Below are 25,748 nucleotides of genomic sequence, written 5' to 3'. Positions count from 1 at the left end.
GACAAGAGCGTGGGCCCAGGGATCCGACCAGCCCCCTAGTGCCAGCGCCGATCGGAAGGCAGGATCGATTCGGTGAAGCCAGCCCCCTTCGTGCACCACGCGCCGAGCACCGTCGGCGAGGCCGCTGCCGTGCTCGAGCAGGTCGGCCACGACGGCAAGGTGCTCGCCGGAGGGCAGAGCCTCGTCCCGATCCTCAACATGCGCCTCGCCTCACCGGCCCACCTCGTCGACATCAACGGGGTGTCCGGGCTCGACGGCATCGTGGTGACCGACGATGTCGTCCGCGTGGGCGCGCTGGTCCGCCACGCGGGCCTCGCCCGCTCGGACGAGGCGTATGCCGCCCTCCCCCTCCTGCGGCAGGCCACCCTCAACGTCGCCCACCCGGCCATCCGCAACCGCGGCACGACCGTGGGCTCGATCGCCCACGCCGACCCGGCCGGCGAGATGCCGGCGGTGCTGGCGCTCTGCGACGGCCTCGTCGAGGCGGTGAGCGCGAGCGGCACGCGTGAGATCGGTTGGCAGGACTTCTTCGCCGGGCCACTCGAGACGAGCCTGAGACCCGACGAGCTCGTCGTGGCAGTGCGATTCGCGCGCCTGCCCGCAGGCACCAGCACAGGCTTCCGTGAGTCGGCACGGCGTCACGGCGACTACGCCCTCGCGGGCGTCGCGGTCGCCGTGACGGTGGCCGACGGCGTCGTCACGGCTGCTCGCGCCTCGTTCGTCTCGGTGACCGACGTGCCGTCGGTGCTCGACCTGGTGGGGCCGCTGGCGGGCACGGAGCCCCGGTCCGGGGCCTGGTCGGCGGCGGTCGACGCCGCTGCGACGGCCGTGAGTGAGCACGTGCAGCCCGAGAGCGACATCCACGCGACCAGCGACTACCGGCGGATGCTCGTCGGCGAGCTGACCCGCCGTGTGCTCCACGAGAGCATCGCTGCAGCAGAAGGAGATCGGTGATGAGCGACCTCGAAACACTGCATGACGTGACGGTGACGGTCAACGGAGTGCGTCGCACTGCGTCCGTGCCCGCCCGCCGCCTGCTGTCCGACTTCCTGCGCCACGACCTGCGTCTCACCGGCACCCACGTGGGCTGCGAGCACGGCGTCTGCGGCGCCTGCACGGTGCTCGTCGACGGCGCCCCGATGCGGTCGTGCCTCATGTTCGCCGTGTCGGCGCAGCGCCACGAGATCACGACCGTCGAGGGACTGGGCCACGCGCCCGATGCCAGGGTGGCACCGACCGGAGAGTCGATGAGCCCGGTTCAGCAGGCGTTCGCCGAGTGCCATGGGCTCCAGTGCGGCTTCTGCACGCCGGGCTTCCTCACGACGATCACCGCCTACCTCGAGGAGCACCCGGCACCCACGAGTGAGGAGGCGCGAGAGGCGATCTCGGGCAACCTCTGCCGATGCACGGGCTACCAGAACATCGTCAAGAGCGTGCTCCGCGCAGCCGAGATCACGGCGGAGCGGCGAGCCGAGGGCGACGGCGACGACGGCGATAGCCAGGGCGCCGGCGCTGGCGACAACAGGGCGCCGGCATGACGACGCAGATGTTCGGCGCGCCGATCAGGCGCAAGGAGGACCCCCGCCTCGTCACCGGCGGCGGGCGCTACCTCGACGACCTCGGCCACGACGCGCTGGCGGCGGCCTTCGTGCGCAGCCCCCACGCCCACGCCCGCATCGTCGACATCGACGCCACCGACGCGGTCGACGTCGAGGGTGTCGTCGGCATCTATGTCCACGAGGACCTGCCGGGGAGGGTGGGCGAGCCGCTCCCCCTGCTCATCCCGCACCCGACGCTGACCCACGGACGCACGGGGCACGCCCTGGCCCGTGACGAGGTCAACCACGTCGGTGAGCCGGTCGTCATGGTCGTCGCGACCGACCGCTACGTCGCCGAGGACGCCTGCCAGCGCATCCGCGTCACCTACGAGCAGCTCCCGCCGGTCGTCGGCATCGAGGCCGCGCGCGACGGCACCCTGCTCGTCCACGACGACGTGCCGGGCAACGTGGCCGCCCACATGCTGCAGGAGGTCGGTGACGTCGAGTCGGCCCTCGCCTCCTCGCCGCGCACGCTGACGCTCGACCTCGACATCGAGCGCAGTGCCTGCACTCCGATGGAGGGGCGCGGCGTCTATGCCCGGTGGGACGACGAGCGCGGTGAGCTGCGCCTCTGGTCCTCCACCCAGACCTCCACCGGTGTGCGGGCCGCCGTCGCCGCCAAGCTCGACCTGCCGCTGGCGAAGGTCGAGTGCATCGCCCCCGACGTCGGCGGTGGCTTCGGGGTCAAGATCGTGCACCCGTGGCCCGAGGAGGTGCTCGTGCCCTGGGCGGCCCGCCTCCTGGGCAGACCGGTGAAGTTCACCGAGGACCGGCGCGAGCACTTCATCTCCGCAGCGCACGAGCGGGGACAGCTGCAGACCGTCACCGTCGGATTCGACGACGACGGAAGGCTGCTCGCGCTCGACGTCAAGCTCTGGCACGACAACGGCGCCTACACCCCCTACGGCATCATCGTGCCGATCATCACCTCGACGCAGCTGCTCGGTCCCTACAAGCCCGGCGCCTACCGCTGCGAGTTCTGGTCGCTCTACACCAACACGGTGCTCGTCACGCCCTACCGTGGCGCCGGGCGGCCGCAGGGCTGCTTCGCGATGGAGCGGGCGATGGACGCCATCGCCGACGAGCTCGGCCTCGACCGCACCGAGGTGCGGTCTCGCAACTTCATCCTGCCGAGCGAGATGCCCTACGACCACGGGTTGCTCTTCCAGGACGGCCGGCCGCTCAAGTACGACTCGGGCGACTTCCCCGCGAGCCTGGCCAAGATCAAGGCGCTCGTGGGCTGGGACGACTTCGCGGCCTACCGTGCGGTGGCGGAGGCCGAGGGCCGCCGTGTGGGGCTCGGCATCGGCTGCTACGTCGAGGGCACCGGCGTCGGGCCCTACGAGGGCGGTCACATCCAGATCGAGACGAGCGGGCGCGTCAACGTCTCCACGGGACTGACGTCGCAGGGCCAGGGCCACGAGACCGTCTTCGCCCAGATCGTCGCGCAGGAGCTCGGGGTGCGGCTCGAGGACGTGCACGTGACGACGGGTGACACGCGCAAAATGGCGTATGCCGTGGGCACCTTCGCGTCGAGGGCCGCCGTCATGAGCGGCAGCGCCATCGCCCTCGCGGCCCGCAACGTGCGCGCCAAGGCCCTGCGCATCGCCGCCGACGCGCTCGAGGTGTCTCCCCACGATCTCGAGATCGTCGACGGCACGGTGCGCGTCAAGGGTGCACCAGCGACGTCGATGTCGCTCGGCACCGTGTCGGTGCTCTCGAACCCGCTGCGCTACGCGTTCGACGAGGCGGCCCAGGCCGCAACGCAGTTCGCCGGCACGTTCGACCCCGACAAGCCGCCGGTCGCCGACGACGACGAGCCCGGCCTCGAGGGGCGTGACTTCTACTCCCCCACCCAGGCGACCTTCGCCAACGGCATGCATGCGGCCATCGTCGAGACCGACCCGGTGACGGCCGAGATCCGCATCCTGCGCTACTGCGTGGTGCACGACTGCGGCACGATGATCAACCCGATGATCGTCGAGGGGCAGGTGCACGGCGGCGTCGCGCAGGGCGTGGGCGGCGCACTCTACGAGCGGATGGCCTACGACGAGTCGGGCCAGCTGCTCAACGCGTCGTTCATGGACTTCCTCGTGCCCTACGCCTCCGAGGTGCCGACGATCGAGACCGACCACCTCGAGACCCCTTCACCCCTCAATCCCTTGGGCATCAAGGGTGCCGGCGAGGCCGGGTGCATCCCGGTGTCGGCCGTCATCGCCTCGGCGATCGAGGACGCCGAGGGCTTCCCCATCTCGCGCATGCCGATCTCGCCCAACGACCTGTGGGACCTGCGCCGTCGGCACGCCGCCGGCGAGATCCCGTCACTGCACCGCGTGACCCGCACCGGCCCCAAGGAGACGGCATGAAGATCACCGGCACCTCGACCCTCGCGGCGCCGCCGCAGCAGGTGTGGGACGCCGTCCACGACCCTGCGGTGCTCGCCCGGTGCCTCCCCGGCTGCGAGCGCCTCACCGAGCTGGCCGACGACCACTACGCCATGACCGTCACGGCGGGGGTCGCCGCCATCAAGGGCACCTACGACGGTGAGGTCGCTCTGCTCGAGCCGCAGCCGCCGAGCTCCTTCGCCATGCGGGCCTCGGGCGTCGGCGCTCCGGGCACGGTCGACGCACTCGTCGTCGTGCGCCTCGCCGAGACGCCAGGGGGCGGCACCGAGCTGACCTACGACGCCGATGCGTCGGTGGGTGGCGCCATCGGCGGGGTCGGCCAGCGCATGCTCTCGGGCGTGACGCGCAAGATGGCCGGCCAGTTCTTCGCGGCCCTCGACGCCGACATCGCGGGCGTCCCTGCCGGGCTGGCTCCCGTCGAAGCCCAGGTCGCCTCGACGGGTGAGCTAGGAGGCGTCCTGCCCGCTCCCACACCACGCTCCTTCGCCGGCCGGGCGTCCCCCACTGCGGAGCCGTCCGTCCGGGAGGGCACGCGCGGCTTCGCGCTCGGAGTCGTCGCCGGAGGGGTGGTCGCCCTGCTCGGTGTCGCCCTCGGGGCGCGACTCGGCCGGAGGCGCTGACATGCGCGCCTTCACCACCGCCGCCGTGCAGGTCGCACCGACCGCAGCCCCCCTGAGCCCCGAGACGATCGCAGCCAACCTCGAGCACTGCGTCGACATGGTGCGCCGCTGCGTCGCCGCCACCGAGGCCGAGCTCGTCGTGCTCCCCGAGACGGCGACGACCGGCTTCACCCCCGGCTGCTCCAAGGAGGAGCTCTGGGATCTCGTCACCGAGCTGCCGGGACCCATGACCCTGCCGCTGCAGCACGTCGCCCGAGAGCTCGGCGTGCATGTCTGCATCGGCACCTACGAGCGTGGTCCCGAGCGGGGCACCGTCTTCAACTCCTCGGTGCTCATCGACCCCACGGGCGAGGTGCTCGGCGTCTATCGCAAGACACACCCCTTCTGCTCCGAGATCGTCTCCGGCGGAGGGTGGGTCACCCCGGGCGACACCGTCACCGTGTGCGACACCGACCTCGGCCGCATCGGCATGATCATCTGCTTCGACGGCGACTACCCGGAGCTGTCACGCATCCAGGCCGTGCAGGGGGCCGAGGTCATCTGCCGGCCGTCGGCGCTGCTCCGCTCGGCCGACATCTGGGACCTCACCTCCCGCGCCCGCGCCTACGACAACCACGTCTACGTGATCGGCGCCAACGCCGTCGGCACCGACCCGGCCGGCGTGCTCTACTTCGGCAACTCGCACATCGTCACGCCCATCGGCCACGTCGTCGCCCGGGCAGCCACCCACGAGGGCTGGGTCACGGCCCGCCTCGACCCCGCCGACGCCTTGGCGTCGCTCACCCCCGGGTCCAACATCGGGCAGTCCTTCGACCACCTGCGCGACCGCAACCTCGACCTCATCCGCAACCACCGTGACGACCTCGAGCGCCCTGCCGAGACACCCTTCGCGCACGCGCCCATCCACCGGGGTGACGCCGGGTGATGGTTGGCCTGACGGCGACCGACGCTGGCTGCGCCTGAGCCCGTATGCCGTGACGCCACCACCCACGGAAGCGCGGGCTCCCGCGCGCGACACCGATCCACGGCATACGGGAGTCGTGAGCACCTCTGTGACGCAGGGGAATTGAGTGACTACCGAGAGAGTCATCGCGGCTGGGAGCATGACGGATTTTCCCGATTCGGCAGACACCGGACGGTCCGGGTCGTCATAGTCGATGAAGGCCCACGGGCCATCCGCCGTGCGTCTCGGGGCCAGGTCGGTGCCATTGCACCGATCACACACGCACGGAACTTGGGGAAGGCTTCATCGTGCGAACTCGCCGACCGCTGTCCGCTGCCATCGGCGGACTGCTCTTCTTGACGTTCGGCTCGCCCGCGATCATCGCGACCGCGAGCAGCCAGACCGCTGCACCCGCAGCGACACCGACGGCTCCACCGCCGAGACCCAGCCCGACTGTGGTCACGACCGACCCGGTCACGGGCTTCACCCTCTCGGTGCGCGCGGGCGTCACGGGGCTGACCGCCCCGGCCGCGGGCGCGCCCGCCGATCTCGCCCAGGAATGGGCCCGCTCGCACGCCAAGGACTTCGGCCTGACGCCGGGTCAGGCGCGAAACCTCTTCGTGCTCAAGGCACTTCCGCTCACGAGCGGATCGTCCGCCGTGCACCTCGGGCAGCGCGCCGGCGGCCTGAGGATCAAGGACGCGGTGCTCACGGTGGTCGTCGCCGCGGACGGACGCATCCTGTCGGCCTCCGGCGACCTCGCCTCCGGCAGCGCGAAGGGCAGCGCGAACGCCAGGCTCACCGCCCGCCAGGCACTCGACTCGGCGGCCGGCACGCAGGGCGCACGACCGGCGCGGCGGCTGAGCGAGGCCGACACCACCGCGACGGGCAAGCGCACCTATGCCAACGTCTACGGCAAGGGAACCTCCGCCGACCGGCCCGTGTCGGCCGAGCTCGTGTGGGTGCCGTCCGACCACGGGCGCGCCCTGACCCTCGCCTGGCTCACCGATATCGAGGCGTCGGGCACGTCGTGGTACGAGACCGCCGTCGACGCCTCCACGGGTGCGGTGCTCTCACGGACGAGTCGCTACGCGCACGCAGGCCCCGAGGGCACGGTCAACCAGGCACAGCACCCCGACGCCGCGGGCGCGGCGTTCCAGGTGACCCCCTTCACGGGGCTCGACGGGTCGTGGGTCTCGGGCACCACGACGAGTGGCAACAACGTCAACGCCTACCTCGACCGCAACGACGACGACGCCAACAACGAGTACCAGCCCAACGCCGCCGACCAGCACTTCAACTACACCTTCACCGACGCGTGGCGCACGACGGCCAACAGTGGCTCGGCCGCTGCCCTCGACGCCGACCGCGACGCCATCATCACGCAGCTCTTCTACTACACCAACGTCATGCACGACTGGCTCTACACGCACGGCTTCGACGAGGCGAGCGGCAACTTCCAGGTCGACAACTTCGCTCGCGGCGGCTCGGGTGGGGACCCGGTGCTCGCCGAGGCCCAGGACGGCTACGACTTCGGCTGTGACGACGGAGACGGCACGCCCAACGAGGACGAGGACCGGTGCCGCAACAACGCCAACTTCGGCACACCCGGCGACGGCGCGAGCCCGCGCATGCAGATGTACATGTGGATCCCGACGCGGCCCTTCCGCGACGGCGACATGGACGGTGACGTCATCGCGCACGAGTACGGTCACGGCGTCTCGAGCCGCCTCGTCGGCGGTGGCAGCCTCGGCTACAACGGCGGCGACCAGCGCGGAGCCCTCGGCGAGGGCTGGAGCGACGTCGTCTCCTACCTCAAGTGGGGCGATGCGGTCATCGGGGAGTACGTCACGGGCAACGCAACGACCGGCATCAGAGGGGTGGCCTACGACAACTCCACGCTCACCTTCCAGGACTACGACACCGGGTCCGGCAGTGGCCACGGCAACGGCCAGATCTGGGCGTCCGCGGTCTACGACATCCGGGCGCAGTATCCGGGCGGGGTGGAGCCGATGGCCGACCTCGTGCTCGACGGCATGAAGGCGACGTCGGCCAACCCGACGTTCGTCGACGCGCGCGACGGACTGCTCGACGCCGACGCCGCGAGCGGCGGCGCCAACCAGTGCCTCATCTGGTCGGCCTTCGCCGGGCGCGGACTCGGCACGGGCTCGACGACCGGCCTCGACACCGTGCCGACGGCCAGCGACGACGTGCCGGCCGCCTGCCTGCCGACCGCAGACGCCGGCGGACCCTACGTGACGCCGGAGGGCACCGACGCGGTGCTCGACGGCAGCGGGTCCGCTCCGGGCACCGACCCCTCCGCCGGAGCGATCACGACGTGGGAGTGGGACCTCGACAACGACGGTCAGTATGACGACGCCGTGGGTGTCTCGCCGAGCTTCACCGCCGTGGGACAGGACGGGCTCAGCACCATCGGCCTTCGCGTGACCGACGCCTTCGGTCACACCGCGACCGACAGCACGACCGTGAACGTGACCAACGTCGCGCCGACGGTCTCCATCACGGCGATCACGCCCATCGACGAGGGCGGCACCGTCACCGTCTCGGGCACCGTCACCGACCCCGGCTGGCTCGACCCGCTCTCGGCGACCATCAGCTTCGACGACGGCAACGCCGCGGTCGCGCTCCCAGGAGCCCTGGAGAACGTGCGGCCGAACGCCACGCTGACGTTCTCGGTCGACCACGCCTACGGCGACAACGGCGCCTACACCGTGCAGGTGTGCGCCGCTGACGACGACACGACGGGCAACTGCGACTCCGAGGTGGCCGCGGTCGCCAACGTCGACCCGACGGCGGTCATCGACTCGAGCGGCGAGCAGGTCTATGACGGCCAGTCCGCCTTCGTCGTCGAGGCCGGCGAGGACCTCACCGTCCCGGTCGGCGGGGCCGACCCGGGCAGCGACGACCTGGAGTTCGCCTGGGACTGGGACGACGGGGTGGTGACGAACGAGACCTCGCTCGTCAACCCACCGGCGCTCGACCCCGCAAAGAGCCCGAGCATCCAGCCGCGCGACGTCACGGAGAGCTCGACGCACGCCTACGGAGAGGCCTGCCTCTTCGAGCTGACCGCCACCGTCACCGACGATGACGGCGGTTCCGCCAGCGACACGGCGGCCGTCGTCATCACCGGCAACGCGACGGTCTCGAAGGGCCACGGCTGGTGGCTCAACCAGTATCGGAACAAGCCGCCGAACAGCTTCACCCCGGCGCAGCTGCAGTGCTACCTCGACATCACCGCGCACTTCAGCCTCGTCTTCAACGAGCACAAGAACGCCTCGACCCGTGCGGCCGCGACGCTCGTGCTCAACAACCCGGCGAAGGCGCCGGCCGACGTGATCTTCGACCAGCACGCCCTCGGTGCCTGGCTGAACTTCGCGAACGGCTCGGTGAGTCTCGGCACGCCCGTCGACTCCGACGGCAACGGCACGCTCGACAGCACGTTCGGAGCGGTCATGCTCCAGGCCGAGCTGGTCCGCACCAACCCGGCTTCGACGTCGGCGCAGATCAAGGCGCAGAAGGACGTCGTGGAGAGGATCGCGACGCAGAGCGGCAGCTGAGTCCTGGCAGCCACGTGAGGTGCCCGCCCGTATGCCGTCCGGCACCGCGGGCGGGCACCTCACCTCCCGGGTCGCCGCCGTGTAGGCCGCCGACGAGGGGCGCCCAGCCGGGACGACCGGGTCGCGCTAGGACGCGGCCCAGTCGTAGACGACGGAGGTGCGCAGGAGGAGGTCGGCGGCCGAACGGTTCTCGCGGCTGATGATCACCCAGAAGAGCACCACGGGCACGAAGACGCAGAGCAGCGATCGCATCAGGGCGACGACGGGACGGACCCGTCCACCCCGCGCGCTGACGACCCGAAGGCCCAGCAGGCGGGCGCCGTAGGTGCGGCCGGTGGTCGCCCAGGCGAGGGTGAAGTAGAGGACGAGGAAGCCGAGGAAGCAGGCGAAGAGCGGCCCGAAGCCGGGGTCGGGGAAGCTGAACGCCCGCGGGCTCAGCACGAAGTAGGCGGCGACCGCCCCGGCATACCCCAGGCCGACGGCCGCGACAGCGACGGCGCCGTCGATCGACGCCGCGAGCACCCTCGTCACGATGCCGGCGCGGTGGCCCTGCACGGCGCGGGCCGCCGGCGGGACCGTGACACGTGCCGCATGGCCCGGCAGCTCCTCCTCGGGTGGGTCCACGTCGCCGCGCCTCACTGACCGTGCTCGCGCGGAGCAGCAGGCTGACCGTCGCCGAGACGCGGCAGGGGCTGGCCGGGGGCCCGCTCCTGCCGGTGGAGCAACCGGTCGACGACATGCGCCACCCGTTCGTCGGCGCCGATGCCCTGGCGCCGCACCTCACGCAGGCCCTCGGAGGCCATCGAGCCGGTCGAGCTGCGGATGATGCCCGGCAGGTCGATGCCCTCGACGACGAACTCGGCCAGCTCGATGAGGTCGAGCTTGGCGATCACCGCATCGAAGTCGGCCCTGGCCACGACCGCATCGATGTCGACGCGGTCGATCGCCTTCTGCAGGTCGGCCCGAGCGACCACTGCATCGACATCCACCCGGTCGATGACCGCCTGCAGGTCTGCCTTGGCGACCACTGCGTCGACGTCCACCCGGTCGATGACGGCCTGCAGGTCGACGCCCGCCACGATGGCGTCGACGTCGATCCGGTCGATGACACGCTGCAGGTCGACCCCCGCCACGACGCCGTCGAGGTCGACCCGGTCGATCGCCTTCTGCAGGTCGGCCCGCGCCACGACCGCGTCGACGTCCACCCGGTCGATGACGGCCTGGATGTTGGCGCGCGCGATGATCGCGTCGACGTCGATCCGGTCGATGATGCGCTGCAGGTCGACCCCCGCCACGACGCCGTCGAGGTCGACCCGGTCGATCGCCTTCTGCAGGTCGGCCCGCGCGACCACCGCGTCGACATCGAGATCTGCCGCGAGCGCATCGAGGTCGACGTGCCGGCGGACCAGCTCGGTGACGTCGACCAGATCGAGCAGGGCGTCGACGAGTCCGGGGGCGGCGCGGCGCGCGAGGGAGTGCGCCAGGCTCAAGGCCTGTCGCCGCTCGCGGTCGCCACGCTCGACGAGGCCGTCGACCCACGGCTGGGCTCGGGCTGCCCGGGCGACCGACCCCGGCACGGCCGCAACGGCCCGCACGGGCCCGCCGATGAGCGGCAGGTCGCCGGCCCGACGAGCCGCCTCGATCACCCCGACAGCCAGGCCGAGCACTGCGTCGACCGCGTCGACTCCGCTCCACCCGGCGCGGCCTCCAGGAGCGCGCGGCGTCGGGGGTGCCTCGGATGCAGAGGCATCCGGCGGTCCGAGGAGCACGAGGGCCTCCTGACGACGGTGTGGTGGGCCAACACGTCCATCATCCGCCTGCCGCGCCCTTCGTGGGTCACCTCCATGGGGTGACCCGACAGCCGGTTCGACGCAGCGCGCCTCGGCCCGCACCGTGCACCGGCGCGAGCCGTCTCACCTGCGTCGGTGCGTCACGGGCGCGGCAGGCGGCGCAGGCGGCGGACCTGGGTCACCAGATGGCGCTGCTCGGAGAGGTTCACGGCCAGCGCCGCCGCGCGCTCGAGGTGCTCGGCTGCGCCGTCGACGTCTCCCGACCTCTCGAGGAGGTGGCCGCGCACGCTCAGCCATCGCTGGGTGCCACCGAGACGGTCGGCCACCTCGTCGACCACCCGCAGTCCCTCGACCGGCCCGTCAGCCATGGCCACGGCCACCGCACGGTTGAGGGTGACGACGGCGCTGCCGGTGACGCCCTCGAGCAGCTCGTAGAGCACGCAGATCTCGCGCCAGTCCGTCGCGTCCGCCGTGGCTGCGCGGTCGTGCACCGCCGCGATGGCGGCCTGGAGCTGATACTCCCCCACCGCACGCTGCGCCATGGCCCGACCAAGGATGGAGACGCCCTCGGCCATGAGCGCCTCGTCCCAGAGCGTGCGATCCTGCTCCGGCAGCGGCACGAGGTCGCCCTGCGTGTCGGTCCGCGCCGGCCGACGAGCGTCGATCAGCAGCATGAGGGCGAGCAGTCCCAGCCCCTCCGGCTCGTCGGGCAGCCTCTCGGTCAGGAGCCGCGCCAGCCGGATCGCCTCACCGGAGAGCTCGATCCGATGCAGCGACTCCCCCTGCATGCTGGTGTAGCCCTCTTTGAACATGAGGTAGAGGACGTGGAGCACCGACCGCAGGCGATGGTCGCGGTCCGCGCCGGACGGCATACGGAAACCGTCGCCCGACTGGCGCAGCTGCGCCTTGGCGCGACTGATCCGCTGCGCCAAGGTCGACTCGGGCACGAGGAAGGCGTGCGCGATCTCAGCCGTGGTGAGGCCACCCACGGCGCGCAGCGTCAGGGCGATCGCCGACGCCGGGGTCAGCAACGGGTGGCAGCACAGGAAGAGCACGGTCAGGCTGTCGTCGTGGTCGGGAGGATCCGCGGCGGGCACGTCCCACGCGATGACCCGGGCCTCACGCTCACGCCGGGCGGCATCGCTGCGCCAGGCGTCGACGAGGCGCCGCGAGGCGGCGCGCACGAGCCATGCGCGGGGCTCGTCGGGCACGCCGTCCTCCGGCCACCGCCGGGCGGCGGCGATGAGAGCCTCCTGGGTCGCGTCCTCGGCACCGTCGAAGTCGCCGAAGCGGCGGCTGACCACGCCGACGACCTGCGGCGCCAAGGCGCGCAGCAGGTCATCGACCTCTGGTGTCGACCTCAGGGCGCTCCCTCGGCCGTGCGCAGGAAGTCGTCCATCTCGTCAGGGCCCGACGGGTTGTCGTCCATGACCCGGCGCACGTGGATGGGCTGGCCGAAGGGGACGCCACCGGGCCCCGGCACCGCCGACACCTTCGCGGCGATCTCGATGGCGCGCTCCTCGGAGTCGACCTCGACGATCTGGAAGCCGGCCAGCCACTCCTTGAACTCCTGGAACGGCCCGTCCGTGACGACTGGGGCGCCGCCGTCGGACCGCACGATCTTGGCCAGGTCGGGCCCGGTGAGGATCGTCACGTCGACGAGCTCGCCACGCGCGACGAGCTCGTCGTTGAGGGCGCCGTAGTAGTCGAGGTGCGCCTGCACCTCCTCGGGCGTCCATTCCGACATGGGGGTGTCGACGGTTCCGGGCTGGAAGTCGACACCGATCAGGTACTTGGCCATGACTCTCTCTCCTTCGTGACGTCGTGCCAGCGTGGCACGCTCACCCCTCAGACGGAGCCGACGCATGCTTCTCGACATTGGCAGGTTGTGCCAACGCCACCGCTCGGGCGGCTGGGTTGGATTCTTCACATGACGCGACGGATCCGCATCGGCATCGACACGGGCGGCACGTTCACCGATGTCGTCGCGCTCGACGAGGACTCGGGTGAGCTCGTCACGACGAAAACCCCCTCGACACCGGGCAACCCCGCCGACGGCTTCCTCGCTGGGGTGAGCAAGGTGCTCGACCTCATGGACGCGAGTGGTGACGACATCTCGGCCGTCTCGCACGGGACGACGGTCGCGACCAACAAGCTCCTCGAGGGCAAGGTCGAGGCGCTGGGCTTCATCACGACCGAGGGCTACGAGTTCATCCTCGAGATCGCCCGCCAGGCGGTGCCCGACGGCTACGGCAACTCTTACTTCTGGGTCAAGCCGCCGCGCATCGTCCCCGCCGACCGCGTGAAGACGGTCGGGGGTCGGATCGACTTCCAGGGCAAAGAGATCCGTCCCTTCGACGAGGACCGCGCCGTCCAGGTGGCCCGATGGTTCAAGGGGCGCGGCATCACGACGATCGGGGTCTGCTTCCTGCACTCCTACGCCGACGACGGCCACGAGCGCGCGATGCGCGCGATCCTCCGCCGCGAGCACCCCGACGCCGTCGTCTCGATCAGCTCGGAGGTGCTCCGGGAGTATCGCGAGTACGAACGGTCGATGACGACCCTCGTCGACGCCGCAGTGAAGCCCAGTGTGTCGCGCTACGTCGCCAACATCCGCACCCGACTCACGGAGTTCGTCAGCCAGACTCCCGGGCCCTCCGGGGAGGACACGGGAGGCGGAGCCCCCCGTGTGCTGCCGTTCTGGGTGATGAAGAGCAACGGCGGGGTGCTGTCGGCCGACGAGGTGGTCAACCAGCCGATCACGACCGTCCTGTCCGGGCCGGCCGCGGGGGCGCTCGGGGCCGGCCTCATCGCGAGCCGCGCCGGCTTCGACCGCGTGCTGACCTGCGACGGCGGCGGCACGTCGACCGACGTCTCGGTCGTGCTCGCCGGCGAGCCGACCCTGACCACCGAGGGCACCGTCGGGGCCTACCCGAGCAAGATCCCGATGATCGACGTCGTCACCGTCGGGGCGGGCGGCGGGTCCATCGCGTGGATCTCGCCCGAGGGGTCGCTCAAGGTCGGGCCTCAGTCGGCCGGCGCCGACCCCGGCCCGCTCTGCTACGCCAAGGGCGGCACAGAGGCCACCATCACCGACGCGCACCTGACCCTGGGCCGCATCCCCCCGCACCTGCTCGGCGGCGAGATCCCCCTCGACGTCGAGGCTGCGCGCGCGGGTGTCGCCGCACTCGCCGACCGGCTCGGGCTCGATCTGCAGCGCTGTGCGACAGGCATCCTCGAGATCTCGGCGTGGAACCAGGCGAACGCCCTGCGCCAGGTCTCGGTCAAGCGCGGTCTCGACGTGCGCGACTTCATGCTGGCGACCTTCGGTGGCTCGGGCTCGCTGCTGGCGTGCCGCCTCGTCGACATCCTCGGACTCGCCGGTGTCGTCGTGCCGCAGCACCCCGGCAACGTCTCGGCCTTCGGCCTGCTCACCGTGGACGTCAAGAACGACTACGTGCAGACCGCCGTCGCACGCCACCACGCGCTGGACCACGCCGCCGTGCAGCGGACCTTCGACGAGCTCACCGCGCGGGCAGCGAGCGCCCTTGGTGCAGAAGGCTTCCCGAGCGACGCCCATCGCTACACGCGGACGGTCGACCTGCGCTACTTCGGCCAGGCCTACGAGGTCCGCGTCGCAGCCCCGGAGGGCCTCGTCGACGAGGGGTATGCCGCTGACATCGCGTCACGCTTCCACGACGAGCACCGCGCGCTCTACGGCTACGACTTCCGCGACGACCCACGCCAGCAGGTGGAATGGGTCAACCTGCGCATCACGGGCATCGGCCCGATCACCCGGCCGACCCTGCCGCAGCTCGCGGACGCCGCGACCTCCCCGGCGACCGTCGCCGAGCGCGCCCACCGGGGCAGGCGGCCCGTCTGCTTCGACTCCGACGACGGTGACGTCGAGACCGACCTGTGGTGGCGGCCCGCGCTGCTGGCCGGCGACACGATCGAGGGGCCCGCTGTCATCGAGGAGTTCGGCTCCACCGTGCCCCTGCACCCCGGCTTCCGGCTGCGCGTCGACGCGCTGGGCAACCTCGTCATCACCAAGAGCTCCGAAGCCACGGAGGCCTGACATGTGCTTCTCCTGCCAGACGGCCGCCGTGCGGCTCGCCCCTGCCGACCGAGCCGGGCACGGGGGGACGCGACCCGCGAGCCAGCCGGACGGCATACCGGCGCGGGGTGACGATGCGCCCGTCAACCCGGCGGGGCTACCCACCGCCTATGAGCACGGCAACCGGCTGACGGCGGCGGGCAGCACGGTCGACCCGATCCTCCTCGAGATCGTCGAGGGCACCCTCGCCAGCGTCGAGATGGAGGTCGAGACGGCGATCGCCCGCACGTCGCGGTCACCGATGATCCGCGACGCGCACGACTTCCGGGCCGGCATCCACGACCGGCAGCTGCGCAAGCTGACCGGGCGCTCCTACAGCGCGCTCGTGCACCCCGTGGTGCGCGACTTCCCGCTCGCCGAGATGGGCGAGGGCGACGTCTACTTCCACAACGACGTCTACGAGTCAGAGGGCGGCATCGGCCACCTGCCCGACCTCTGCGTCACCGTGCCCGTCTTCTCCGACGGTGAGGTGGTCGCCTTCGTGCAGGCCTTCGGGCACCACGACGACATCGGCGGCGCGGTGCCCGGATCGATGCCGAGCAACGCGCGCTCCGTCTTCGAGGAGGGGCTCTCCGTTCCCCCGATCAAGCTGTGGGACAAGGGAGTTGCCAATCAGGCGGCCCTGCGCATCATGACGCGCAACAGCCGGATGCCCGACAGCCTCGCCGCCGACCTCGACGCCGAGTGCTCCGCCTGCCTCATGGGGGCGCGCCGCCTCGGTGAGCTCTTCGCGCGCTACGGCCGCGACGCGATCGAGGCCGCCTTCGACGCCATCCTCGATCGCACGACGGAGACCTACCGTCGCGAGATCCTCAGCAAGATCCCCGACGGCACCTACGTCTGGGAGGACTACGCGGAGCACGACGGCGTCGACGAGCCGCGGCTGCACACGCAGCGGATCACGCTGACGAAGGAGTCGACCGGTGGGCCCGGACATCCCGACCAGTACCCCGACGGCGGGCCCAGGCTGGTCATCGACTTCACGGGCACGGCACCGCAGGCCAAGGGACCGATCAACCACTGTGGTGACTACGTCGGCGGCAACTTCCTCAAGAAGTGGCTCGCGCCGATCCTGCGCAACCTCGCCGACACCCCGGAGCGGATGGCCGAGCTCGACGTCAACGAGGGCATCGTGCCGCTCATCGAGATGCGCTTCCCCGAGAAGGGGACCCTGCTGACGCCCATCTATCCCGCGCCGACCAACGCGCGCACCTTCGTCATCCTCCGGCTGCTCGGGGTGCTTGCCGGGGTCGTCGCCAAGGCTGTCGACGGGCGCATGCCGGCCGACCAGGAGACGATCCGCTACACCGGCGTCTATGGCAAGGACCGCGACGGCAACGACTACCTGATGCGCGAGGTGCTCGGCGGCGGGTCGGGCGGGCGCTACTACGCCGACGGCGAGGACACGATCCACGTCGTGCCCGACAGCCGCAACCTGCCGACGGAGTTCACCGAGAGCCGCTTCCCGTTCATCGTCGAGCGACTCGGGCTCGCCGTCGACTCGGGCGGCGCGGGCCTCCACCGGGGCGGGCTCGGCTACGAGAAGCACCTCCGCATGCTCGAGGACGCCCACTTCATGTCGATCGCCGACCGCTCGATCCTCGCGTGCTGGGGCGTCAGGGGAGGCAGGGCCGGCCGCTCCTTCGAGGTGACCGTCGACCTCGGCGGCCCCGACGAGCGCGTCGTCGACGCCCTCGCCGACGCGGAGCCGGTGCGGGCGGGCCAGGTCATCCGCATCCGCACGACGGGCGGCGGTGGCTGGGGCGACCCGCTCGAGCGCCCCCTCGAGGACGTCGAGCGCGACCTGCGCTGGGGCAAGGTCTCGTTCGAGGGCGCACGGCGCGACTACGGCGTCGTCGCCACCGGCACGATCGACGACCCGGTCGTCGACGCCGCCGCCACCGACGCGCTGCGCGAGCAGCTAAGAGGTGCGCGCGAGGCCGAGCTGCCCTTCTTCGACCGGGGGCCGGGGTATGCCGCCCTGGCCGAGGGACGCACCAGCGCCGAGGTCGACTGGCTCTGACCGTCACGGCAGGGTGGGCGGTCAGGACGACAGTCGGTCACTCGATGTCGCGCTCCTCGATGGTCTGGCGCACCGTGTGCGTCGGCGTGGAGGAGCCCGCGGGTCGTTCCTCGCGTGTGACGATGCGCTGACGCCGGGTGCCCTTGCGGGCATGCCAGATCATGCCGGCCCCCGCCACCATGAGGATGATGCCGACGACGGTCAGGTTGATGACCGAGGTGTTTGCCCGCACGGCGAAGGTGAGGATCGCCCCCAGCACCGCAAGCACGACTCCGGGTCCCACAGTCCACCTCCGTGACGACGGCAGCGAGCGCCGCCTGCTCTCTCTCCGAGGAGATTACATCCGCTCCCCTACCCAACGGGGGCCGCGCCCCACCCTCCGCGCAGGACACCCCACCACGTCGAGTGGGCACTTCCCACCGCCCCCCCCACGTCGAGTGGGCACTTCCCACCGCCCCCCCCCACGTCGAGTGGGCACTTTCCACCGGGCACATGGCCGGGGGAAAAGTGCCCACTCGACGAAGATGTGCCAACCGCACCCGCTCCATTAGGCAGGACGTGACAACGCGACTCCATCGATCTGCTGCCTAGGCTCGCCGCATGACCAGCGCCAGCCGCCTCCGGGCAGCCCCATGAGGCTCGTCGTGGCGCTCGGCGGCAACGCCATGATCGGATCGGACGGCAGCGCGGGCCCGGAGGCGCAGAGTGCCGCCATCGCCGTGGCGATGGAGCCGGTCGCCGAGCTCGTCGCGGCCGGGCACGAGGTCGTCGTCACGCACGGCAACGGCCCGCAGGTCGGCAACCTGCTCGTCAAGAACGCGCTCGCCGCGCACGTCGTGCCACCGGTCCCGCTCGACTGGTGCGGCGCCCAGACCCAGGGCACCATCGGCTTCACCATCCTCAACTCCCTCGAGGCAGCCCTAGCGACGCGTGGGGTCGTGCGTCCCATCGCCGCACTGGTGTCGCGCACCCGTGTCGACTCCGACGACCCGGGTTTTGGCCGCCCGACCAAGCCGGTCGGACGCTACCTCCCTCGCGACCAGGCGCAGGTGCTCATGGACCACGGTGAGAGGTGGGAGGACCGTGGCACCCAGGGCTGGCGCCGCGTGGTCGCGTCGCCCGAGCCCCTCGAGGTGCTCGAGACGCCGACCGTGCTGACGTTGCTCGCCGCCGGCCACGTCGTGGTCGCGGCGGGCGGGGGCGGCATACCCGTCGTGCGACACCCCGACGGCACCTTGCGCGGCGTCGAGGCCGTCATCGACAAAGACCTCACGGCCGCGCTCCTCGCGACGGACGTCAGGGCGGACGCCCTCGTCATCGCCACCGACGTCGAGCACGTCGCCATCGGCTGGGGCACGGCGCACGAGCGCGCTCTCGGGTCGGTGACCCCGTCCGACCTCGAGGCGTATGCCGCCCAGGGCGAGTTCGCCTCGGGCTCGATGGGCCCCAAGGTCGAGGCCGCGCTCCGCTTCGTGCGCTCGGGTGGCTCGCGAGCTGTCATCACCGAGCTGCACCGCATCGCCGACACCCTCGCCGCAGACGTCGGCACGGCCGGCCGCGTCGGCACCATCGTCGAGAACCCCTGAAGAGAAAGGTCATCCACGTGCCCGAAGCCATCGAGGTCCGCAAGGTTCCCATCCACTCCGTCGCCGATGCCTCAGAGCTGGCGCAGCTCATCGACGACGGCGTCATGGCGGCCGACCGTGTCGTCGCCATCATCGGCAAGACCGAGGGCAACGGCGGGGTCAACGACTACACGCGCATCATCGCGGACAAGGCATTCCGCGAGGTGCTCGTCGACAAGGGCGCCCCGGCCGACCAGGTGCGGCAGGTCCCCATCGTCTGGTCGGGTGGCACCGACGGTGTCATCAGTCCGCACGCGACGATCTTTGCGACCGTGCCGGCCGAGCAGGCAGAGCCCTCCGAGGACCTGCGGCTCACCGTGGGCTTCGCGATGAGCGAGCGGCTGCTGCCCGAGGAGATCGGCTACGTCGCGATGGTGACCAAGGTGGCCGACGCCGTGCGGGTGGCCATGGAGCGGGCCGGCATCACCGACCCCGCCGACGTGCACTACGTGCAGACCAAGACCCCACTGCTGACCATCCACACGATCCGCGACGCGAAGTCGCGCGGGCACCGGGTCTGGACGGAGCACACGCACGAGTCGATGGACCTCTCCAACGGCACGACCGCCCTGGGCATCGCGGTCGCCCTCGGCGAGATCGAGATGCCGACGGACGCCGACATCATGCACGACCGCTCGCTCTTCTCGGCTGTCGCGTCGTGCAGCTCCGGTGTCGAGCTCGACCAGGCCCAGGTCGTCGTCGTCGGCAACGCCCGCGGCGTGGGTGGCCGCTACCGCATCGGGCACTCCGTGATGCGCGACGCCCTCGACGCCGACGGCATCTGGGAGGCCATCAAGGACGCCGGGCTCGAGCTGCCGGAGCGCCCGCACTCGAGTGACCTGCAGGGCCGGCTCGTCAACGTCTTCCTCAAGTGCGAGGTGAGCCAGGACGGGCAGGTGCACGGTCGACGCAACGCCATGCTCGACGACTCCGACGTGCACTGGCACCGGCAGATCAAGTCGGCCGTGGGCGGCGTCACCGCCTCGGTGACGGGCGACCCCGCGGTCTTCGTCTCGGTCTCGGCCGCCCACCAGGGCCCGGACGGCGGTGGCCCGGTGGCCGCCATCGTCGACCTCGGTCAGGGCGAGCCGACCGGCTACACCTGGACCCGCTGACCCGCCCCCGACGGCGATGGAAAGTGCCCACTCGACTCTGCGTGACATCGAGTGGGCACTTTGCACCCGGATCGTCGGGCGGAAAGGCGCCCTCGCGACCCCGCGTCACGTCGAGTGGGCACTTTCCATCGTGCCCGTCGGGTGGAAAGTGCCCACTCGACCTTGGACTGTGATGCAAAGTGCCCACTCGACGTGAGGGCGGCGGGGTCAGCGGTCGGTGGGGACCAATGCCTCGTCGGCGCGGTCGGGGACCGCCACCGAGGGCCGCTCCGACCGGTGCTCGTGCACTGCGAGGCCGACCACCGACACCAGCACGATCGCGAAGCCGAGCCACTGCGACCCCGCCAGCGTCGCATCGAGCGCGACGACACCGACGACGGCCGCGGTGAGCGGGAAGGCCAGCTCCGCCAGCGTGGCGCGCGACGCGGGGGTGCGGCCGAGAGCCCGGTAGTAGAGCAGCAGGGCGAGCAGGCCGGGGAAGACCGCGAGCAGCAGGATGTTGGGCACCGCGTCCATGCCGATGGCGAGCGAGGTCGAGGTCGCACCGCTGAGCGCGAGCAGGGTGAGCAGGCCCACGGAGAAGCGCAGGGCGGTGAGGTCGGAGAAGCTGAGCTCGGCGCTCGCGGCCCGTCCCAGCACCGTGCCGGCCGCCCACAGGGCCGCGGCACCGACGGCGAGGGCGGCAGCGGTCGCGCTCGCGACACTGACCCCGAGCGGGTCGGCGAACGCGAGCAACCACGCGCCGACGATCGCGGGCACGGCGAAGTAGGCGAAGCTGCGCTTCAGCCGCTCGCCCAGCAGCAGGGCTGCGAGCGCCAAGGCGATGAGCGGCTGCAGCTTCTGGAGCACCTGCGGGGTGATGGGGTCGCCCATCCGGAAGGCAGCCGTGAAGAGCGTCGTCGCCAGCGCGGACGAGCCGGCACCGATGACGAGCACGCTCACCTTGGTGCGGGTGCTCGACGCGAGCAGCCGTCGCACGGCGGGCACGATCCACGGGCTGACGAGCACGACGAGCACGAGGTGCTCCCAGAAGACGATGGCGAGGGCCGGATACTCCTTGGCCAACGGTCCACGCCAGAGCGCCGACAGGCCCCAGAGCGACGCGGCCAGCGCGACGAGCCAGGTGAGGTCACTGCGGCCGGCGCTGCGGCTGCCGGCCAGGGGGGTGTTCGTCATGCGGGCCAGCCTGCCATTCGGTGCCTGCGCCGCACCACGTGGCCCACCACCCGATCGCACAGTCCCCTATCGAGAGAGCAGTTCCGCGCCCCACGAGGGCGACCGCTCGGGCCCCGAGGCCGCGCAAGACTGCTCTTTCGATTGGCTGAGACCCCGCGCGGAACTGCTCTCTCGATCGGATGGGTCAGTCGGCCAGCCCCCCTGATCGAGTGAGCAGTTCCGCGCCCCACGAGCGCGACCCCGCGGGCCCCGAGAACCGCGCGGAATGGCTCTCTTGATCGGGGTGGTCAGTGGGCGAAGTGGCGTGTGCCGGTGAAGTACATCGTGACGCCGGCCGCCTGGGCAGCCGCGATGACCTCGTCGTCGCGGATCGAGCCGCCGGGCGCGACCACGGCGCGCACCCCGGCGTCGAGCAGGATCTGCAGCCCGTCGGCGAAGGGGAAGAACGCGTCGGACGCGGCGACCGAGCCCCGCGCCCGCTCCTCACCCGCGCGCCGCACCGCGAGGTAGCAGGAGTCGACGCGGTTGACCTGCCCCATCCCGACGCCGACCGCGGCGCCGTCGTGCGCGAGCAGGATCGCGTTGGACTTGACGGCGCGGATCGCCCGCCACGCGAACTGGAGGTCGGCGAGCGTCGCCTCGTCGGCGCTCTCGCCCGCCACCAGCCGCCAGTGGGCAGCGTCGTCGCCGCCGGTCACGTCGTCGGCGTCCCCGCGGACGACGGCCTCGACGGTGTCGACCGTCTGCATGAGCAGGCCCCCGCTGATGGGTCGGGTCTCGATCGGGGCGGCGGCCTCGGCCAGGCCGGCGGGCAGCCGCAGGATGCGGAGGTTCTTCTTGGCGGTGAGGATCTCGAGGGCCGCGGGCTCGTAGTCCGGCGCGATGATGACCTCGGTGAAGACCGGCTTGGCAGCCGTCGCCATCGCCGCGGTCACGGTGCGGTTGGCGGCGATGATGCCGCCGTAGGCGCTGACCGGGTCGGTCGCGTGGGCCCGAGCGTAGGCCTCCTCGATGGTGCCGCCGACGGCGACGCCGCACGGGTTGGCGTGCTTGATGATCGCGACGGTCGGCTGGTCGCCGTGGTCGTGGGCGGCGCGCACCGCGGCGTCCGTGTCGACGTAGTTGTTGTAGGACATCTCCTTGCCGTGCAGCTGCTCGGCGCTGGCCACCCCCGGCCGCCAGTCACGGTAGAGCGCGGCCTGCTGGTGCGGGTTCTCGCCGTAGCGCAGCACCGCCGAGCGGTCGAACGCCGCGCCGGTCCAGGCCGGGAAGCCCGTGCCGTCAGGGCGGGTCACCGTGTCGGCGTCCACCGGCGCGAAGCGCTGCATCCAGTTCGCGACGGCGGTGTCGTAGCACGCCGTGTGCACGAACGCCTCGGCCGCCAACCGTTGGCGCTCGGCGAGCGTGAAGCCTCCCGCTCCCAGGGCCTCGACGACGTGTCCGTATGCCGCCGGGCTCGTCACGATGGCGACGCTGGCGTGGTTCTTGGCGGAGGCGCGCACCATCGAGGGCCCGCCGATGTCGATCTGCTCGACGCACTCGTCCTCGCTCGCACCCGACGCGACGGTCTCGCGGAAGGGGTAGAGGTTGACGACGACGAGGTCGAACGCCTCGACACCGAGCTCGGTGAGCTGCTGGACGTGGTCGGGGTTGCGGGTGTCGGCGAGGATGCCCGCGTGCACCTTGGGGTGCAGCGTCTTGACCCGCCCGTCGAGGCACTCCGGGAAGCCGGTCAGCTCCTCGACCTGCGTCACCGGCACGCCCGCAGCGGCGATCGTCTTCGCGGTCGAGCCGGTCGAGACGATGGCGACGCCGGCCGCGTCGAGCGCGGTGGCCAGCTCGGCGAGTCCCGTCTTGTCGTAGACGGAGACGAGGGCCCGCCGGATCGGGCGGCGGCCGTCGGTGCTCGTGTCGCTGGGGTTCGAGGCGGCGGACGGGACGGCGGTCATGACTGCACTCCTGGGTCGGTGACATCGGTCGCGGCGTGCGGCAGGCCCCATGGGACCCACGGCATCCGTTCTCGCGAGGCACCCAGGCGTTCGATGCTCCCGACGTCACTCCCCGGTGGTCACCCACCTGCGCCAGTCGTGTGCGACCAGCGTAGCGGTCAGCCCTGCCCGATCCGAACTCGTCGGCCCTCGACCGCAAAGCCCTCGCGGGCGAGGCGGCTGACCGTCTCGACGAGCAGGTCGCGCTCCTGCACCTTGATGCGCTCGTGGAGCGTCTCCTCGGTGTCGTCGCCCCGGACCGCGACGACCCGCTGCTCGATGATGGGACCGGTGTCGACCCCCGCGTCGACGACGTGGCAGGTCGTGCCGGTCACCTTGACGCCGTAGGCGAGCGCGTCGCGCACCCCGTGGGCGCCGGGGAAGCTCGGCAGCAGCGCCGGGTGGGTGTTGACGACCGGCTGGGCGCCGAGGGTGGCCGGACCGAGGATCCGCATGAAGCCGGCTGTCACGACGAAGCGCGGACCTGCGGCGGCAACGTGCTCAGCGAGCGCGACGTCCCACGCCGCGCGGTCGGTGAAGTCGGCCGGACGGCAGACGAAGGCCGGTATGCCGGCCAGCTCGGCGCGCTCGATCCCCCGGCACGGGCGGTCGGCCCCCACCGCGGCGATGTGCACCCCGTAGTCCGGATCCGCGGCAGCGTCGATGAGCGCCTGCAGTAGGGTGCCGGAGCCCGACACGAGCACCACCACGGGGACGGCGCCGTCGGCGTCACCGCCGTCGTCCGAGGTCGGCTCGCTGGCGGCGGCAGTCGTCACACCGGCGAGTCTAGCCACGGGCCGGTGTCGGCTCGGACCGGCGACAGCGCGGGCCCCGTGACCGAGTCACCGGGGTCGTGGGCGAGGATGGGGCCATGACCCAGCCGCCCCAGCCGACCCGCGAGCAGGAGATCGTGCTCGCCCGTGAGCGAGCGAAGCGCACACTCCCGCTCATCGGCTTCGTGCTGCTCGGCCTCATCGCGATCACGATGCCGCTGCCCCGGCGTTTCGTCGCGGCGCTGCCGCTGCTCGTGGCCGCCTACCTCAGCGTGAAGCTGCTGCGCTTCCTCAAGGACCGGCCGACGAGCGAGAAGCTCTGGACCGCGCTCAGCCTGGGCATCATCGTCTCCATGCTGCTGACGCTCGTCGTGCAGGCGATCTTCTACGGCCCGGTCAGCTCCTACGAGCAGTGCATCGACCAGGCGCACACCAGCGCAGCCCGCGCCTCGTGCGACCAGCTGCGCACCGGCCTGCTCGGCTCGCTCCTGCCCTGACCGGCCAGCTGCCGCGTCAGGGGGTCGACTCCGCCACCGAGGCCGGCTCGGGCTCGGCCTTCGTCGCCGAGACCTCGGCCGGCTGGTTCGCCTCGGCGGCCGTGGTCGCCTGGGCCGCCGTGCTTGCCTCGGGTGACGTGGCGACCTCGGAGTCGGACTCCTCCGAGGGAGTGTCGGTCTCGAGCTTCTTCTGCTCGTGGCGCTCCCGGAGCAGCAGGTAGCCCACCCACAGCAGTGCGCCGGCGACCACCTCGAGGGCGAGCGCGGCGGCGAAGGGCAGCAGCGGCACCCCGACGGATCGCAGGCGGTCGACCCCGACGGCGCCGTTGCCGAGCGCGGTCAGCGCCACGACCACGGCGACGGCGAGCAGGGCCGCGACGGCTGTGGCCGTGACCCAGGCGCGCACGTTGCCGAAGAACTCGAGCTCCTGGTCGACCCCACGCCCGATGAGCACTCCGGCGGCGATCGGAAGGAGCAACACGGCATACAGGACCGTCGGGTAGTCGGCTGCCTCGGGCACCGCGCCCAGCACCGGGACGAGCGGCAGCAGGCCGGGCACGGCAGCCGCGGGCGAGACCGTCGACCCGAGCGCCAAGGCGAAGCCCGGACCTGCGACGAAGCTGAGGGCCCAGGTCACGGCGTTGCCGAGCAGCGCGAGCTGAGCGAGGGCGACGATGGCTGCGCCGCCGAGGTTGACGCCGTAGTCGGACTGGATCGACAGGACCGCCGGGAAGGTCAGGACGAGGCGCAGCACGACGACGCCGGCACCGACGGCGAGGAGCAGACCGGCGCCGCGCCACCCCACCCGCCACACGGTCGGGAGCCAGGTCGGACCTCGACGGAACACCGCACGCACGAAGGCCGGCGACTCCTCGTCGTCGGGCCGCACGAGGACGAAGCCGAGCGCGAGCACCGGCACGAGGAGCGCGCCCGGCACGGCGGCGAAGCCCGGTGCGGCGACCCCTCCGAGGGTGAAGAGCGCGAAGACGCCCGCCATCAGCAGGTAGCCCCCGAGGAAGCCGGGCACGACCCCCCGCAGCGCGACGTCGCTCCACGCGGCGGCACCGACGGCGGCGCGCTGGGTCGCGGCGAGCCGGCGGGCCCAGCGGTAGGCGATGTAGACGTTGACGGCGAGCAGGAGCAACGGCGTCAGCGACACGGCGACGCCCCCGGCCCCGATCGACTGACCGTGCCCGAGGAACCAGATGCCGCTGCCGACGGAGACGGCCGAGAACCACCCGACCGAGCTCTCGGGAGCGGCGACCCACCCGACGAGGGCCGGCAGCACGACGACCGCCCACGTGCCGATCGCGGCGAGGGCTCCCGCGCGCAGCGAGGCCGGGAGCGCGGACGACGGGCGGACGGACGTGGGCAGTGGTCTCACTCCTGAGGTGGTGCCGAGGTGGTGCGGGGCGGTGCCGAGGTGCTGCGGGGACGACGGCGGGCTTCGGTCCATGGTCACAACTGACGGGCACCGGAGCGAGCACCCACGCCGACGAG

20 protein-coding genes are annotated in these 25,748 nt (G+C 71.7%); 11 read left to right on the top strand and 9 right to left on the bottom strand.

Annotated features, from left to right (window positions below; genetic code table 11):
- Nucleotides 1-72 precede the first annotated feature (72 nt).
- The 6 genes from LG278_RS06780 (at nucleotide 73) to LG278_RS06755 (ending at nucleotide 9,144) form a co-directional block, all read left to right on the top strand.
- The gene (locus LG278_RS06780) at nucleotides 73-954 is read left to right on the top strand and encodes an FAD binding domain-containing protein (protein WP_404392197.1); all 882 of its coding nucleotides are present in this window, start codon (nucleotides 73-75) and stop codon (nucleotides 952-954) included.
- Nucleotides 954-1,538 (top strand): (2Fe-2S)-binding protein, encoded by a 585-nt coding sequence (locus LG278_RS06775; RefSeq protein ID WP_404392195.1) that lies wholly within the window; start codon nucleotides 954-956, stop codon nucleotides 1,536-1,538. Before LG278_RS06780 ends, LG278_RS06775 begins: the two co-directional genes overlap by 1 nt.
- Nucleotides 1,535-3,964 (top strand): aerobic carbon-monoxide dehydrogenase large subunit, encoded by a 2,430-nt coding sequence (gene cutA / locus LG278_RS06770; protein ID WP_404392193.1) that lies wholly within the window; start codon nucleotides 1,535-1,537, stop codon nucleotides 3,962-3,964. Before LG278_RS06775 ends, cutA begins: the two co-directional genes overlap by 4 nt.
- Nucleotides 3,961-4,623, top strand: coding sequence for a carbon monoxide dehydrogenase subunit G (locus LG278_RS06765; protein WP_404392191.1), 663 nt, complete (start codon nucleotides 3,961-3,963; stop codon nucleotides 4,621-4,623). Before cutA ends, LG278_RS06765 begins: the two co-directional genes overlap by 4 nt.
- 1 nt (nucleotide 4,624) lies before the next feature.
- On the top strand, nucleotides 4,625-5,548 hold the full coding sequence (locus LG278_RS06760; RefSeq protein ID WP_404392189.1) for a carbon-nitrogen hydrolase family protein: 924 nt from the start codon (nucleotides 4,625-4,627) through the stop codon (nucleotides 5,546-5,548).
- Nucleotides 5,549-5,874: 326 nt separating this feature from the next.
- Entirely contained in the window at nucleotides 5,875-9,144 is a 3,270-nt protein-coding gene (locus LG278_RS06755; RefSeq protein WP_404392187.1) for a M36 family metallopeptidase, read from the top strand.
- Nucleotides 9,145-9,270: 126 nt separating this feature from the next.
- Here the strand turns inward: LG278_RS06755 and LG278_RS06750 are convergent, their stop codons facing one another.
- The 4 genes from LG278_RS06750 to LG278_RS06735 form a co-directional block, all read right to left on the bottom strand.
- Entirely contained in the window at nucleotides 9,271-9,768 is a 498-nt protein-coding gene (locus tag LG278_RS06750; RefSeq protein ID WP_404392185.1) for an RDD family protein, read from the bottom strand.
- 11 nt (nucleotides 9,769-9,779) lie between these two features.
- Nucleotides 9,780-10,913 (bottom strand): hypothetical protein, encoded by a 1,134-nt coding sequence (locus LG278_RS06745; RefSeq protein ID WP_404392183.1) that lies wholly within the window; start codon nucleotides 10,911-10,913, stop codon nucleotides 9,780-9,782.
- A gap of 161 nt (nucleotides 10,914-11,074) precedes the next feature.
- Nucleotides 11,075-12,259 carry an RNA polymerase sigma factor gene (locus LG278_RS06740; RefSeq protein ID WP_404392181.1) on the bottom strand — a complete coding sequence of 395 codons (1,185 nt, stop codon included), beginning with the start codon at nucleotides 12,257-12,259 and terminating at the stop codon, nucleotides 11,075-11,077.
- 35 nt (nucleotides 12,260-12,294) lie between these two features.
- Nucleotides 12,295-12,735: a YciI family protein gene (locus LG278_RS06735; protein ID WP_404392179.1), complete on the bottom strand. Its 441-nt coding sequence runs from the start codon at nucleotides 12,733-12,735 to the stop codon at nucleotides 12,295-12,297.
- Between the two features lie 129 nt (nucleotides 12,736-12,864).
- Between LG278_RS06735 and LG278_RS06730 the strand changes: the two genes are divergently transcribed.
- Together LG278_RS06730 and LG278_RS06725 are read left to right on the top strand one after the other, a co-directional pair.
- A complete protein-coding gene (locus LG278_RS06730) occupies nucleotides 12,865-15,012 on the top strand; it encodes a hydantoinase/oxoprolinase family protein (RefSeq protein ID WP_404392177.1) in 2,148 nt (715 codons plus the stop codon).
- Between the two features lies 1 nt (nucleotide 15,013).
- Complete coding sequence (locus LG278_RS06725) at nucleotides 15,014-17,074, top strand: hydantoinase B/oxoprolinase family protein (protein ID WP_404392175.1); 2,061 nt, start codon at nucleotides 15,014-15,016, stop codon at nucleotides 17,072-17,074.
- A 37-nt stretch (nucleotides 17,075-17,111) separates the two neighbouring features.
- Here the strand turns inward: LG278_RS06725 and LG278_RS06720 are convergent, their stop codons facing one another.
- On the bottom strand, nucleotides 17,112-17,357 hold the full coding sequence (locus LG278_RS06720; RefSeq protein ID WP_404392173.1) for a hypothetical protein: 246 nt from the start codon (nucleotides 17,355-17,357) through the stop codon (nucleotides 17,112-17,114).
- Nucleotides 17,358-17,706: 349 nt separating this feature from the next.
- On the opposite strand from LG278_RS06720, the gene LG278_RS06715 reads away from it, so the two are divergent.
- Nucleotides 17,707-18,660 (top strand): carbamate kinase, encoded by a 954-nt coding sequence (locus tag LG278_RS06715; protein ID WP_404392171.1) that lies wholly within the window; start codon nucleotides 17,707-17,709, stop codon nucleotides 18,658-18,660.
- A 17-nt stretch (nucleotides 18,661-18,677) separates the two neighbouring features.
- Nucleotides 18,678-19,814, top strand: coding sequence for a ring-opening amidohydrolase (locus LG278_RS06710; RefSeq protein WP_404392169.1), 1,137 nt, complete (start codon nucleotides 18,678-18,680; stop codon nucleotides 19,812-19,814).
- Between the two features lie 207 nt (nucleotides 19,815-20,021).
- Here the strand turns inward: LG278_RS06710 and LG278_RS06705 are convergent, their stop codons facing one another.
- From LG278_RS06705 to purN, 3 genes are all read right to left on the bottom strand, one after another.
- The gene (locus tag LG278_RS06705; protein ID WP_404392167.1) at nucleotides 20,022-20,990 is read right to left on the bottom strand and encodes a DMT family transporter; all 969 of its coding nucleotides are present in this window, start codon (nucleotides 20,988-20,990) and stop codon (nucleotides 20,022-20,024) included.
- Between the two features lie 287 nt (nucleotides 20,991-21,277).
- On the bottom strand, nucleotides 21,278-22,939 hold the full coding sequence (gene purH / locus LG278_RS06700) for a bifunctional phosphoribosylaminoimidazolecarboxamide formyltransferase/IMP cyclohydrolase (RefSeq protein WP_404392165.1): 1,662 nt from the start codon (nucleotides 22,937-22,939) through the stop codon (nucleotides 21,278-21,280).
- 158 nt (nucleotides 22,940-23,097) lie between these two features.
- On the bottom strand, nucleotides 23,098-23,754 hold the full coding sequence (gene purN / locus LG278_RS06695; RefSeq protein WP_404392163.1) for a phosphoribosylglycinamide formyltransferase: 657 nt from the start codon (nucleotides 23,752-23,754) through the stop codon (nucleotides 23,098-23,100).
- A gap of 95 nt (nucleotides 23,755-23,849) precedes the next feature.
- On the opposite strand from purN, the gene LG278_RS06690 reads away from it, so the two are divergent.
- Nucleotides 23,850-24,248 (top strand): hypothetical protein, encoded by a 399-nt coding sequence (locus LG278_RS06690; protein ID WP_404392161.1) that lies wholly within the window; start codon nucleotides 23,850-23,852, stop codon nucleotides 24,246-24,248.
- Between the two features lie 16 nt (nucleotides 24,249-24,264).
- Here the strand turns inward: LG278_RS06690 and LG278_RS06685 are convergent, their stop codons facing one another.
- The gene (locus tag LG278_RS06685; protein WP_404392159.1) at nucleotides 24,265-25,704 is read right to left on the bottom strand and encodes a DUF6350 family protein; all 1,440 of its coding nucleotides are present in this window, start codon (nucleotides 25,702-25,704) and stop codon (nucleotides 24,265-24,267) included.
- Between the last annotated feature and the right edge of the window lie 44 nt (nucleotides 25,705-25,748).

The sequence above is a fragment of the Humibacillus xanthopallidus genome (assembly GCF_044793955.1).
Lineage (GTDB): Bacteria > Actinomycetota > Actinomycetes > Actinomycetales > Dermatophilaceae > Humibacillus > Humibacillus xanthopallidus_C.
Note: the sequence above shows the minus strand (reverse complement) of the source record. Positions and strands in the feature narration are given on the sequence as shown.